This is a genomic window from Kitasatospora sp. MBT63 (assembly GCF_000710465.2).
Lineage (GTDB): Bacteria > Actinomycetota > Actinomycetes > Streptomycetales > Streptomycetaceae > Kitasatospora.
This window is the reverse complement of the sequence record NZ_JAIZ01000412.1, coordinates 57,663-69,862: the sequence shown is the minus strand read 5'-3', so window position 1 is coordinate 69,862 and position 12,200 is coordinate 57,663. Positions and strand designations below refer to the sequence as shown.

The 12,200-nt window shown below is 72.5% G+C and carries 12 protein-coding genes; 7 read left to right on the top strand and 5 right to left on the bottom strand.

Annotation, left to right across the window (positions count from 1 at the left end; genetic code table 11):
- The first annotated feature begins 212 nt into the window (after positions 1 to 212).
- A complete protein-coding gene (locus tag AA75_RS23160; protein WP_033822110.1) occupies positions 213 to 1,118 on the top strand; it encodes a LysR family transcriptional regulator in 906 nt (301 codons plus the stop codon).
- A gap of 257 nt (positions 1,119 to 1,375) precedes the next feature.
- Here AA75_RS23160 and AA75_RS23155 read toward each other — a convergent pair whose 3' ends face one another.
- Complete coding sequence (locus AA75_RS23155; RefSeq protein WP_033822109.1) at positions 1,376 to 2,509, bottom strand: NAD(P)/FAD-dependent oxidoreductase; 1,134 nt, start codon at positions 2,507 to 2,509, stop codon at positions 1,376 to 1,378.
- Positions 2,510 to 2,618: 109 nt separating this feature from the next.
- Here AA75_RS23155 and AA75_RS23150 point away from each other — a divergent pair, with 109 nt between their 5' ends.
- Complete coding sequence (locus AA75_RS23150; RefSeq protein ID WP_033822108.1) at positions 2,619 to 3,347, top strand: TetR/AcrR family transcriptional regulator C-terminal domain-containing protein; 729 nt, start codon at positions 2,619 to 2,621, stop codon at positions 3,345 to 3,347.
- Between the two features lie 271 nt (positions 3,348 to 3,618).
- Here the strand turns inward: AA75_RS23150 and AA75_RS23145 are convergent, their stop codons facing one another.
- A complete protein-coding gene (locus tag AA75_RS23145; protein ID WP_033822107.1) occupies positions 3,619 to 4,494 on the bottom strand; it encodes a LysR family transcriptional regulator in 876 nt (291 codons plus the stop codon).
- Positions 4,495 to 4,616: 122 nt separating this feature from the next.
- Between AA75_RS23145 and AA75_RS23140 the strand changes: the two genes are divergently transcribed.
- Positions 4,617 to 5,615 (top strand): NADP-dependent oxidoreductase, encoded by a 999-nt coding sequence (locus AA75_RS23140; protein ID WP_033822106.1) that lies wholly within the window; start codon positions 4,617 to 4,619, stop codon positions 5,613 to 5,615.
- A 60-nt stretch (positions 5,616 to 5,675) separates the two neighbouring features.
- Here the strand turns inward: AA75_RS23140 and AA75_RS23135 are convergent, their stop codons facing one another.
- Positions 5,676 to 6,785 carry an NAD(P)/FAD-dependent oxidoreductase gene (locus tag AA75_RS23135; protein WP_033822105.1) on the bottom strand — a complete coding sequence of 370 codons (1,110 nt, stop codon included), beginning with the start codon at positions 6,783 to 6,785 and terminating at the stop codon, positions 5,676 to 5,678.
- A 123-nt stretch (positions 6,786 to 6,908) separates the two neighbouring features.
- Between AA75_RS23135 and AA75_RS23130 the strand changes: the two genes are divergently transcribed.
- Together AA75_RS23130 and AA75_RS23125 are read left to right on the top strand one after the other, a co-directional pair.
- The gene (locus tag AA75_RS23130) at positions 6,909 to 7,502 is read left to right on the top strand and encodes a TetR/AcrR family transcriptional regulator (protein WP_033822104.1); all 594 of its coding nucleotides are present in this window, start codon (positions 6,909 to 6,911) and stop codon (positions 7,500 to 7,502) included.
- A gap of 535 nt (positions 7,503 to 8,037) precedes the next feature.
- The gene (locus tag AA75_RS23125) at positions 8,038 to 8,427 is read left to right on the top strand and encodes a hypothetical protein (RefSeq protein WP_033822103.1); all 390 of its coding nucleotides are present in this window, start codon (positions 8,038 to 8,040) and stop codon (positions 8,425 to 8,427) included.
- A 683-nt stretch (positions 8,428 to 9,110) separates the two neighbouring features.
- Here AA75_RS23125 and AA75_RS23120 read toward each other — a convergent pair.
- Both AA75_RS23120 and AA75_RS23115 read right to left on the bottom strand, forming a co-directional pair.
- Positions 9,111 to 9,749, bottom strand: a complete 639-nt coding sequence (locus AA75_RS23120; protein WP_033822102.1) for a carbonic anhydrase — start codon at positions 9,747 to 9,749, stop codon at positions 9,111 to 9,113.
- Between the two features lie 122 nt (positions 9,750 to 9,871).
- Positions 9,872 to 10,438 carry a DM13 domain-containing protein gene (locus AA75_RS23115; RefSeq protein ID WP_033822101.1) on the bottom strand — a complete coding sequence of 189 codons (567 nt, stop codon included), beginning with the start codon at positions 10,436 to 10,438 and terminating at the stop codon, positions 9,872 to 9,874.
- A 367-nt stretch (positions 10,439 to 10,805) separates the two neighbouring features.
- Between AA75_RS23115 and AA75_RS23110 the strand changes: the two genes are divergently transcribed.
- Both AA75_RS23110 and AA75_RS52315 read left to right on the top strand, forming a co-directional pair.
- Positions 10,806 to 11,255 (top strand): YbhB/YbcL family Raf kinase inhibitor-like protein, encoded by a 450-nt coding sequence (locus tag AA75_RS23110; protein WP_051813116.1) that lies wholly within the window; start codon positions 10,806 to 10,808, stop codon positions 11,253 to 11,255.
- A gap of 125 nt (positions 11,256 to 11,380) precedes the next feature.
- The coding region (locus AA75_RS52315) for a glutamate-cysteine ligase family protein (protein WP_033822100.1) at positions 11,381 to 12,200 on the top strand (820 nt) is incomplete at its 3' end.

Sequence of the window (12,200 nt, the reverse complement as noted above, 5' to 3'; positions counted from 1 at the left end):
GCGTCCGCGGTGCGGTCGAGCAGATCGGCGTCGGAGAGGGTGACGTCATCGGTGGCCTGAAGCGTTTCGGACATGGTGGTACTCCTTTGCGAGAAGGGGTGGTTGGGGCCGGCCGGGCCGCGCTGTGCGGTGCGTCCTGCGCTCTGGTATCGAAGGTATCCAGCCCCGGCATTACCTTCAAGTGCATGTCAAGCACGGCTAGGATGACTCCCATGCAACTGGACTTGAACCTGCTCGCCGCCCTCGACGCGCTGCTCGAAGAGGGGAGCGTGGCCGGGGCGGCCGCACGCCTCCATGTCACGGCCCCCGCGATGAGCCGGAGTCTGGGCCGGATCCGGCGTACGACCGGGGACCAGATCCTGGTGCGCACCGGCCGCACGATGACCCCGACGCCGTATGCGATCGCGGTCCGGGAACAGGTGCACCAGTTGCTGCACCAAGTTCAGGGAGTACTGGCTCCGAGCCGGGAACTCGATCTGGCGACGCTGGAACGCACGTTCACCCTCCGCTGGCACGATTCCCTGGTCGCCCTGAGCGGCCCCGCGCTGCTCGCAGCCGTACGCGAACAGGCGCCGGGCGTACGGCTGCGCTTCGTCGCGGAGTCGAGCGTCGACACGCCCGAGCTGCGGCGAGGCGAGGTCGATCTCGAGGCGAACGCCAACCGCCCGGGCGCACCGGACATCCGGGCCGAGAACGTGGGCGAGACCCGCCTCGTCGTCGTCGTACGGCAGGGGCACCCCCTCACCCGCGTCGACGCCGTCACCGCACAGCGGTACGCCGCCGGCGAGCACGTCACCGTCTCGCGACGTGGAAACTTCGGCAGCGCCCTCGACGACGCCCTCGCCCGGCTCGGCCTCACCCGCCGCGTGGTGGCGACCGCGCCCACCGAAGCGGCCGCGTTCGAGTTCGCGCGCGGCTCCGATCTGCTGATCAGCGTCCCCGAGGCCACCACGCGGTCCGCGGTCGCCGACCTCGGCCTGGTCGCCCTCCCCCTCCCCCTCGAACTGCCTTCGGCACCCGTGTACCTGTCGTGGCATCAGCGCTACGACACCGACCAGGCCCATGCCTGGCTGCGCGGGCTGGCGCGAACTGCGCTGGCCGCGTGCGGAACGGCGTAGCCGGCGCGGTCCCGGGCGCTGCAGGGCGGGCGCCCGCACGGCCTCGTCGATGCCGAACGGCGGGCCGTTGCGCGGCGCAGCGGGCGTTCTGTCACCCCTGCACCAGCGGTAACTGCCCCTCTTCCAGGGATGATCCCGCCACCTGGACGCCCGAGCGGGTCGTCCGCAGCGCCGGCACTGGTCCGGGCAACCCGCTCGTCGAGGGTCCGCCCGGTGATCTCTGCGGCGAAATCCCCTCTCCGCCTCGGCGATCTCGCTCACTCGGTCGGCTCCTGGCCGCTGAGCAGCTCGAGCAGGCCGGCGGGAGCGTTGTCGCCGAAGATCAGCCGGTGGTTCCGGTCGGACTCCGCGGCGAACCGGGCACTGCGGGGAAAGAGGGCCCGCTCGTACTCCTCGAGGGCGGCCTCGACGTCGTCGGGATGTGCGGCGATGGCTTGGCCGAGTTCGGCGCCGTCGAACATGGCGAGGTTGGCGCCCTCCCCGGCAAACGGTGACATGAGGTGGGCGGCGTCGCCCAGCAGCGTCACTCCGGGAACGCGGTCCCACCGGTGGGCGATCGGCAGGGCACTGATCGGGCGCGGGGCGAGGGCCGTCTCCCCGTCAGTGATGAGTGCGGTGAGTTCGGGCGCCCATCCGGCGAACTCCGCCGCGACCTGGGCCGCCGCCGTGTCGGGCCCGGCGAGGATGGCGGCGATCCAGTCCTGCGGCTTGTTGAGGGCGACGTAGGTGTGAAGAACGGCGCCGGCCTCTCGGTGGCCGAGGATCCCCTTGCCTGCCGTGACGGCGAACAGGGAACCGTCGCCGGCGGCCTTGGCCGCCGCGGGGTGGTTCCGGTCGGCGTCGTACAGGTAGGTCTCGATGAACGACGTGCCGACGTACTCGGGCTTCGCGTCGGAGAGCAGCGGCCGGATCCTCGACCAGGCGCCGTCCGCGCCGACGAGGAGGCCGGTCGTCACGGTCGGCCCGTCGGCGAAGGTCAGCTCGTGCCTCCCGTCTCCGAGGGGGTGGACGCCGGTGAGCTTGTGCCCCCACTTGATCATCCCGTCGGGCAGCGAGTCGATCAGGATCCGGCGCAGGTCTCCGCGGAGTACTTCCGGGCGACCGCCCGTGCCGACGTCGGGCTGGTCGAGCAGTACCGCGCCGTGCTGGTCGAGCACGCGCAGGGCCTGGCCGCCTTCGTGGATGATCGCGCGGAACTCGTCGTTGAGGCCGGCCGCTTCGAGGGCGAGCTGCCCGTTGTACTCGTGGATGTCGAGCTGACCGCCCTGGGTGCGTGCGTCCGCCGATGTCTCGGCTTCGTAGATGGTCGCGGGGATGCCGTGCAGGTGCAGGACGCGTGCGAGGGTCAGGCCGCCGAGCCCGGCGCCGATGATCGTGACGGGAGTGGTCATGGTGTTTCCCTTTCGCTTGGACACCGCTCTACCTAGATACAGCGTTCGCAGTACCGCGCCACGATAGCATTACTGCGAACAGTGGACGCAGTAGCGAGGAGGAGAGCCGATGGACGACGTTCACACAGTGATCTGGAACCGGCCGGAGCGGGCCGCGAAAGGTCCCGCGCCGTCACGCACGCGGGCGGAGATCACCGATGCCGCCATCGCGATCGCCGACGCCGAGGGCATCGAGGCGCTGTCCATGCGGCGCGTCGCCCAGGAACTGGGCACGGGCACGGCCTCGCTCTACCGCTACCTGGCGTCCAAGGACGACCTGCTCGACCTCATGCTCGACGCCGTGGCGGCCGAGGACGGCAGCCCGCCCGCCCTCACCGGCGACTGGCGCACAGACCTGCGGGGCATGGCCCATCGTTCCCGGGCCGCCTTCCACCGGCACCCCTGGATGACCTCCCTGGCGGCGGGGCGCCCCTCGCTCGGGCCGAACTCCCTCGACGCCATCGAGCACGCGCTCGCCGCCCTCGATCCCCTCGGCTTCGACATCGACGTCATGATCACCATCGTCAACACGGTGCAGGCCTTCGTCCGCGGCTACGCCATCGGCGAACTCGCCCAGCAGGAAGCCGTCCGACGCTCCGGAGTCGGTGTCCAGCAGTGGATGGACGCCCATGCGCCCTACCTCGACAACGTCGTCAAGAGCGGGCGGCATCCACTCCTCGCCCGGGTCATTCGTGATGCCGAGCTTCCCCACGCGGCCGACAGCGCCGAGCGCGGGTTCGAGCTGGGACTCGAACGACTCCTCGACGGATGGGAGGCCAACCTCCCGGCCCGCCCCTGACGATCCGCCAACCCCACCCGGGCGTCCACCGGGGAACCCCCGACGCCGGCCCCGCACGCCGAACCTCCCGACGCGGCACGACTCCCGAACCGAACAGCCAAGGCCTGCACGGATCGGTGGACGCCTCGCCGCATCCGCCTGTCGGTCAGCTCGGCGCCCCGGCCACGAGATCCGGTTCCGCATCGCCCCGGGCGGCGCGGGCCTGCTTCTTCGACCGGGCGGGCCACTCTGCCGACGGCGTCGCCCGTGCGGTGGGAGAAGGGGAGGCCGGTCAGGCTGCCGGGGCGGTCAGCGCGGTCTCGGCCACCAGCCGGAGATTCCTGATCATCGGATTCGGGTCGCCCTTGCGGCTGACCAGGACGACCTGGCTGGAAGGAGCGCCCTCGATCGGGACGGTGACGAGGTCGGGGCGCAGTGCGCTGCGCCGATCGCCGACCGGCAGCACGGCGATCGCCCTGCCGCTCGCGACGAGTTCGAGCTTGTCCTCGTAGCTCTCGATCGGCGGCACGCCGGCCCCGAGGATCCGGTAGGAGGTCCAGTCCGCGGTCTCGAACGCGCACGGCGCCGCCTCCTCGCCGGCCAGTTCTTCCGCGGTCACCGACGGGCGGTCGGCCAGGGGATGGCCGCGCGGGACCACGAGCATCCGGGGCTCCTCGTACAGCGGCATGGTGAGGACGTCGCCGGCGGCGAGCGGCAGCGGTGCCCGCGCGAACAGGGCGTCGACGCGCCGGTCGGACAGCGCCCCGACCTCGCGGCAGCTCAGGTACCGGGTGGTGATCTCGGCGTCCGGGTGACGGCGGCGCAGTTCCCGTACGACGGCAGTGATCACAAGGTCCTCGACGTAGCCGATGACGATTCGTTCGGCCCCGGCTTGCTCACGCACGGTCAGCTCGGCCTGGCGGGCGGCCTGCAGCAGGGCACGGGCCTGCGGGAGGAACCTCTGGCCGGCCGGAGTGAGCCGGGTGCCCTGGGGTACGCGGTCCAGCAGTCGTGCACCGAGATACTTCTCGAGGCGTTGGATCTGGCGACTCAGCGCAGGCTGGGCCACGTGCAGGTCGGCGGCGGCCCGGCCGAAGTGCTGGTGCTCCGCCACCACGGTGAAGTAGCGCACCAGCCGCAGTTCCAGGTCCTGTCCGAGATCGTTCACGCTTCCAGCGTACGTGTCATGCCGTTTCGGAATGATCAGGTTTCCGAACCGGTCTTGGACGGCCGTGCCGTCCTGGGCCTTGACTGAAGGAGCAACGTTTCCCCGAGAAAGAGACAGACGCGATGAAGGCGATCCAGTTCCACGAAGCGGGCGGCCCGGAGGTTCTGCGGTACGACGAGGTGCCGGTTCCCGGGATCGGCCCGGGCGAAGTGCTCGTCCGGGTGCACGCGGCGGGCATCAACCCGCCGGACTGGTATCTGCGTGAGGGGATGAAGGTCATGCCGGCCGCGATGAGGCCGGCCCTGGAATTCCCTCTGATCCCGGGAACGGACATGTCGGGAGTGGTCGAGGCGGTCGCTCCGGACGTGCCGGGGTTCGCCGTCGGCGACGAGGTCTTCGGCATGCTGAGGTTCCCCGGATTCGACGGCCGGACGTACGCCGAGTACGTGGCCGCGCCGGCTTCGGACCTGGCTCACAAGCCGGCCGCCATCGACCATGTACAGGCGGCCGGGGCGCCGATGGCCGTGCTCACGGCCTGGCAGTACCTGGTTGATCTCGGCCATGACGTGCCGTCCGTCTTCACCGGTCAGGTGCACCGGCCGGTGCCGATCACGCCCGGGATGACCGTGCTGGTCAACGGGGCCGCCGGTGGAGTGGGTCACTTCGCGGTTCAGCTGGCGAAGTGGAAGGGGGCGCACGTTGTCGCGGTGGCCTCCGGGCGGCACGAGCAGTTCCTGCGCAAGCTGGGCGCCGATGAGTTCATCGACCACACCAGGACGCAGGCTGCGGACGTGGTCAGCGGTGTCGACCTGGTCATCGACGCCGTCGGCGGCCCGGACAGCTCACGCTTCCTGGCTGTGCTCAAGCGCGGCGGCACCATGCTTCCGGTGTTCTTCGCCCAGTACGACCCGGAAGAGACGGCGAAGCTGGGCATCACGGTCTCGACCATTCAGGTGCGGTCCAACGGCCCCCAACTCGCCGAGATCGGGCGCTTGTTCGACGAGGGCAAGCTGCAGGTCGGGGTCGACAGCACCTACCCGTTGCCCGAGGCGGGCAGCGCACACACGCGAGCCGCGCAGGGCCACATCCAAGGCAAGATCGTGCTGACGGTGGCCTCGTGATCGCCGGACGCCAGCGGGCGGTGGCGCAAAGGGCCGCGCGGCCGGGGCGGTGGAGTCGGCTCAGGAGGTCGCTGCGGGAACGAGGCGGTCGAGTCCCTGCGCGCTGCCAGTCGCGGCCTCGATCGAGCGCGGCAGCATGATGCTCTCGTAGGCGCGGAGGGCGTCGTCGACGCTGGGTTCGGTGACGAGGGCGTGGGCGAGGTCGGCGCCGTCGAGCATGGCGAGATTGGCGCCCTGTCCGGCCGGGGGCATCAGGTGCGCGGCGTCGCCGAGCAGCGTGACGCCGGGGACGTGCGCCCAGGTGTGCGGGGTGGGCAGGACGAACAGGGACCGGTTGATGAACCCGCTGTCGCTGTTGCGCAGGAGGTCGCGCAGGCTCTCGTCCCAGCCGTCGAACATCGCCAGCAGGTGCGTCCGTACGGCCGACCGGTCGCCGAGGTCGATACCGGCGGCCAGGTGCCAGTCCTCCGGGGCGCGGAACGCGATGTAGGCGCGGATGTGGCCGTTGCTGTTGCGCTGGGCGACCAGGGACCGGCCGGCGCCCTTCGCCAGCATCGATCCGTTGCCGACCAGCCGCGCGAGGTCGGGATGCCGGGTGTCGCAGTGGTCGAACCCGGTCTCGACGAAGGTGACGCCGGTGTAGCGGGGCGCGGCGTGCGACAGGGCCGGGCGGACCCGCGACCAGGCGCCGTCGGCGCCGACCACCAGGTCGAAGTCCTCGGCGGTGCCGTCATCGAGGAGCATCCGGCAGGTGCCGTCCGGCAGCGGGACGACCCCGCTGACGGCGCGGTCCCAGCTCACCGTGCCCTCGGTGATCGAGTCCAGCAGCAGGCCGCGCAGTTGGCCCCGGTCGATCTCCGGCCGGCCGCCGGTGGCGGACGGCCCCTGCTGCGCCAGGACGGCGGCGTCGGTGAAGTCGAGCACGCGCCACTCCTCTCCCTCGGGGCGGGAGAGGGCGTGGAAGCGGTCGAGGAGCCCCGCCGCTCGCAGGGCGGCCTGACCGGTGTCGGCGTGCAGGTCGAGGGTGCCGCCCTGCGGGCGGGCGTCGGCGGAGGCCTCGCGTTCGAAGACGGCGACGGAGCGGCCGTGTTGCTGCAGGACGCGGGCGCAGGTGAGGCCGCCGAGGCCGGCGCCGACAATCGCGATGCGGGGACCACGGGAAGGGTTCATAGGAGTGTCCCTCGGGAGGGGGTGAGCCGCCGGGAGGTCCGGCCCCACCAAGAAAGCACACTCACTCAATAAGTGCAACGACTCAACTTTTTCAGTCGATTCATCTTGGGGTACGGTGTGCGAGTGACCGAACCGACCGGGCGCCGCGAGCGCAAGAAGGCCCAGACCCGCCAGTCCCTGGCCGACGCCGCACTCGAGCTCTTCCTCGACCGCGGCTACGACCAGGTCGGCGTCAAGGACATCGCCGACGCGGCCGACGTCTCGGTGACCACCTTGTTCAAACACTTCTCCGGCAAGGAAGCCCTGGTCTTCGACCAGGACGACGACCTGGAGGCGGCGCTCGTTTCAGCCGTCCGCGACCGCACCCCCGGCACATCGATCCCACAGGCCCTGCGCGAGCACATCCTGCTGAACCAGACCCGGTTCGCCGTCCACGCCACGGACCCGCGGTTCGCCGACTTCACGCGCATGGTGCAGGAGACCCCCGCCCTGCGCGACTACGCCCACCGCATGTGGACGCGCCACGAAGCGGCCCTGGCACGGGCCATCGCCGAAGCCGCCGGCGCCCCCGAGGACGACCTCGGCTGCGCCGCCCTGGCCCACTTCGCCCTTGAGACCCGCGGCCTGATCCTGCGGCACGCCGAACCGAGCCGCGCCGCCGACGAGGCCTTCGCACTGCTCGAACACGGCTGGGCGGCCTCCCACCCGGCCAGCTGACCCGGCCCGCCGCGGAGCCCCGGTGTGCGCGGACGCGTCGCGAGCCCTCACAGGTTCGACCCGAGTAACTACGCTGTCACGCAAGCCGCCTGAAGCGGTATTCGGCCGGACAGCGCCCCTGAACGAGACCGCCCTCGATCGACCTCACCCGCACCTTCCTTCGCGGCAGGAGAGATCAAGCCGGCCGCAGCCATCCGGCTGTGCGCACGAGACGAGGACCTCCTCGACGGCGAGCGCGTGTTCTCGGCCGAGGGCGCGGGCTCCCCGGGTCCGGCCCATGGCCCGCACGCCGCGCCCTGACCTGCCCTCACCTCTGATGCGCACCCGGCAGGCCCACGGCGCGTGCGCGGACCGCTCCGGGCGTCGCCCTCCGGCAGCAACGCCCGGAGCAGTTACTCCCCGCGGCCCGCCCGGGTCGGACCGCGGCAACGGGACCCTGGCCGGTTTGCTCCTTGGAGGGCCCGGCCGCGCTGCGGTTTGCTCATCCCGACCGGTCCCATACGGAGGACCGGAAGAACCTGGGGGGACCACCGTCATGAACCGTACGATCAAGGTGCTCGCCACGCTCGCCCTGACCGGGGCAGCCGCCCTCGGCGTGACGTCGCAGGCGTCCGCCGACCCCAACCCGAACAACCACGGCTCGGCCCCGCAGTGGATCCGGCTGAACACCAGCTACCACGCGCGTGTCTTCGGCGACGCCACCCAGAACTACCCGACCAGCACGCTCCTTTCGAACGGCGACTTCGCCTGGGCGGACTGCTGGGTGGCTGGTGACTACGTCGGCACCGCCGGCAACGTCTGGTACCACACCACGTACGTGAACCAGGGCGGCCGGACCACCGGCGTCGGGTCGTCCTGGACCTTCGCACCGTTCGTCGACGGCGCCGGAGCGTTCCACGCCGTACCCGGCGTGCCCCACTGCTGACAACCGGCACCCCGCACCGGCCCCGCACCCCGTCGCCGGAGTGCGGGGCCACCTGCACCCCCGGGCGCGCGCCGCGGCCACCTGTACGTAGAGCTCCCGGGTTCGGCTACGGGACGTCGCCCGGCAGCTGGTGGCCTGCGAGCGGGCCTGGGAGGTGACCCGGGGCACCATCCCCGCCGAGTACCGCCGCCGCTTCTGACCCACGCCCTCATCCACAGCGGCTGCCGGGCGCGCCAGCCGATCACAGGCATGCCCGCACGCGGCACCGACCGGCCCACCTCCAAGGTCAAACGGAAATGGGCCGAGAGGAAACACGACCGCTTGACCGGGGAGAACTCGGGAGCCTGCCGCCGGGCCCGGAGGCGCTGCACGACGCGGCGGCCGCGGAGCGGGTGGGCACCGACGGACATCTCGGTGTGGTTGAGCGAGCGTCGGGCGGGTGGGCGACCCTGGCTGAGCTGGCGGCACGAACCGGCCGCAGCGTTCCGTGGGTCACGGTAGGACTGCGCACGTGGCCTGGCCTCGCCGGCTGCCCGCCCGCGGGCAGCGATGGCTGCCGACGGCCCGGACCGGCTGCGGCCCCTCATCCGGGTGGGCCCAGCTGGGCCGGGCCCACCCGGCGGCCACGGTGCAGCACCGGTCGTGGCGGGGTTTCGAGCCGGGCCCGCGGTGGTCGCCGCGGCTCAGACCGGCAGGTCCGCCGTGTCCAGGCCGCGGGCCGCGACCACGTGGGCGCTGCCGTCGACCAGCCGGTAGGACAGGCCGACGACGGCGGTGCGGCCGGCCTCGACGGCGTCGGCGAGCGCGCGGGAGCGGTCGAGCAGCAGGTCGACGGTGTGCCGTATGTGCTCGGCGATGAAGTCGGCGTCCTCGGTGTGTCCGGCGGCGCGGGAGGCCAGCACGCTCGGTGTCACGCGCTCGATCACGTCCCGGACGTACCCGTCGGCGGTGGTGCCGTCCTGGACGGCGGCGCGGGTCGCGGCGACGGCGCCGCAGGAGTCATGGCCCAGCACGATCACCAGGGGGGCGCCGAGCACGCCCACGCCGTACTCGATGCTGCCGAGCACCTCGGATCCCACCACGTGTCCGGCGGTCCGGACCACGAACAGGTCGCCCAGGCCGCGGTCGAAGATGATCTCCGCGGCCAGCCGGGAGTCGGAGCAGCCGAACAGCACCGCGAACGGGCTCTGGCCCGGGGCGGTCTCGGTACGCCGGGCGGCGTCCTGGTTCGGGTGCTCGGGCGTGCCTTCGACGAACCGGCGGTTACCCGCCAGCAGCATCGCGAAGGCATCGTCGGGCTTGGTGATCGGGGCGTTGTCCATGGCGGCAGCCTACGATCCCGCTCACCGCGCAGCCTGCCGGGGTCGGCTTCCGCCACCGCCCTGCCGGGCCGACGGTCGGCGGCCGGGGCCCGGTGGGGCCCCGGCGAAGCCGCCGGCGCGCCTCAGAGCGCGGTGAGGTCGGCCGCTCCGAAGCCCACCGAGAAGCGCTTGCACCAGATGACCGCGCTGTGGACGGCGGCGAGGTCGGTCCCGGGCGGGATGGCGTAGTTCTGGTTCCCGTGGTTGCCCTTGAGGCGGTCGAGCTCGATCGGCCCGTCGCCGAGGCTGCTCAGGTGGGACTGCTCGGCCGGCAGGGTAGAGAGGTAGACCCGGACGTCGGGGCCCTCCGAGGTGTCGAGGTCCTCCAGGCGCAGCACTGCGGTGCCGTCGGGGAGGCGGACGATACGCGCTGTGCCCGTGGTGGTGTGCTCACCGGACCGGAAGCTGCCACGGGCGAGGTCGACGGGCTGCGCGGGGGCCGCCGCGGCAGTGGCGGTGGGTGCGGGGGCCGAGGCGGCGGGAGCAGCGGCCGGTGCGGCGGGAAGCGCCTCGTTCACGGTGGTGTCGGTGAAGGCCTTCCACGGTGCGAAGAGGTACAGGCCGAAGCCGGCACCGAGCAGGACCATGGCGGTCACCGCTGCCAGCGCGGGGCGAAGGACCCGGCCGGGCGGGCGAGGGGCGTCGGACATCGTTGGCTCCTGCGGTCGGTCGGCGTTGCACGTACGGTGCCAGATCTACCGCAGCGCGACGGTGCCGACCAGGAGGGCCGGGCACCGGTCACAGACCCGTAAGACGTCGGACGTCCTCGCCGTGCTGCGGGCGGGGTGGGGTTAGCAGTCCGTAAGACGTCCGGACCCGGTCGTGCGCCGTTCCCGTGCCTAGGGTGTGGCCATGAACGCTCGCCACCTCGGGGCCGTCGCCGTCGTCGCGGCCCTGCTGACGTCGGCCGCGTGTGCCGCACCGTCGAAGTCGGCGCCGCAGGCGCGGCGGCCACCCGGCTCGGGTACGGCGTCCGGCCCGTCGGCCCCTCCGGCCGGGCCGGGCGGAGCGCCGCCCGTGCTGGCTCTCACGCGGGGGCAGGGCTTCGACGCGTCGGGCGCATTCGTCGCGCAGATGACCTGCGACGACCCGCACGACTACTCCCCCGGCCTCGGAATCGCGGATCCCCCGCCCGGGACCGCCGAACTCGCCCTGTCCATGGTCGACTTGACCGATCAGCGGATCCACTGGCTGCAGCTCGGAATTCCGCCGCGCACCACCGCGCTGACTGCGCACCACCTCGTCCCCGGCGCACGGGAGGCGCTCAACGACCTGGGCGAGGCCACCTACGACGGGCCCTGTCCCCCGCACGGGGAGACCCACCGGTACCAACTGACCCTGTACGCGCTCCCCGTGGCCGTTCCCGCGTCGTTCGGGAAGGACACGCCCCCGCTCGCGACCTTGCAGGAGCTCCGGGGGAGGGCGCTCGGATCCGCCCGGTTCGTCGCCTCGTACACGCGGCACTGACCGCACTCCCCCGCGCTCCCCCGTTCACCGTCCCCGCCACGCGATGGCCCGCCACGCGGTGGCCCATCGGGCCGGCTGCCCGCCCGCGCCCGCACCCACACCGCCCCCCGAACGAGAGGCCCACCATGGACACGCTCCTGACGGAGACCCAGGCCGAGGAGTACCTCCGCGGTATCTGCTTCAAGACCGGCCCGCCCGGCCGCGTCGGCATCGAACTGGAGTGGCTGGTGCACGACCGCGCCGACCGCACCCGTCCGGTCCCGACCGCCCGGCTCGACGCCGCTCTCGCGGCCGTGGAGTCCGCCGGCGGACTGCCGTACCGGTCCGGGCTGACCCTGGAGCCGGGCGGTCAGATCGAGCTCAGCACCGGGACCGCCACCGCCCTCGCCGACTGCGTACGGTCCACCGCCGCGGACCTGGAGGCGCTGCGGGACGCGTTCTCCCGCACCGGGCTGGAACTCACCGGCCGCGGGCTCGACCCGCACCGGGACCCGGCGCGGCTGCTGGACCACCCGCGCTACCGGGCGATGGAGCAGCACTTCGACGCACGGGGCCCGTGGGGCCGGATGATGATGCGGGCCACCGCCTCCGTCCAGATCAACCTCGACAGCGGCGACGACACGGACGGCATCACCGGCTACCGCCAGCGGTGGACACTGGCGCACCGGATCGGCCCGGTCCTGGTCGCCGCGTTCGCCAACTCCCCGCTGTGGCACGGCAGTCCCACCGGCTGGCGGTCCACCCGGCAGCAGGTCTGGGCGAACGCGGACCCCGCCCGTACCCGGCCGCCCGGGCCGGGACCGGATCCGCGCGGTTCCTGGGCCCAGTACGCCCTGGACGCCCCGCTGTTGTGCCTGCGCCGTACCGCGCCCGCCACCTGGGCGGCGCCGACCGGCCTCACCTTCCGCTCCTGGCTGCGCGGTGGGGCGGCCGAGCGGCCACCCA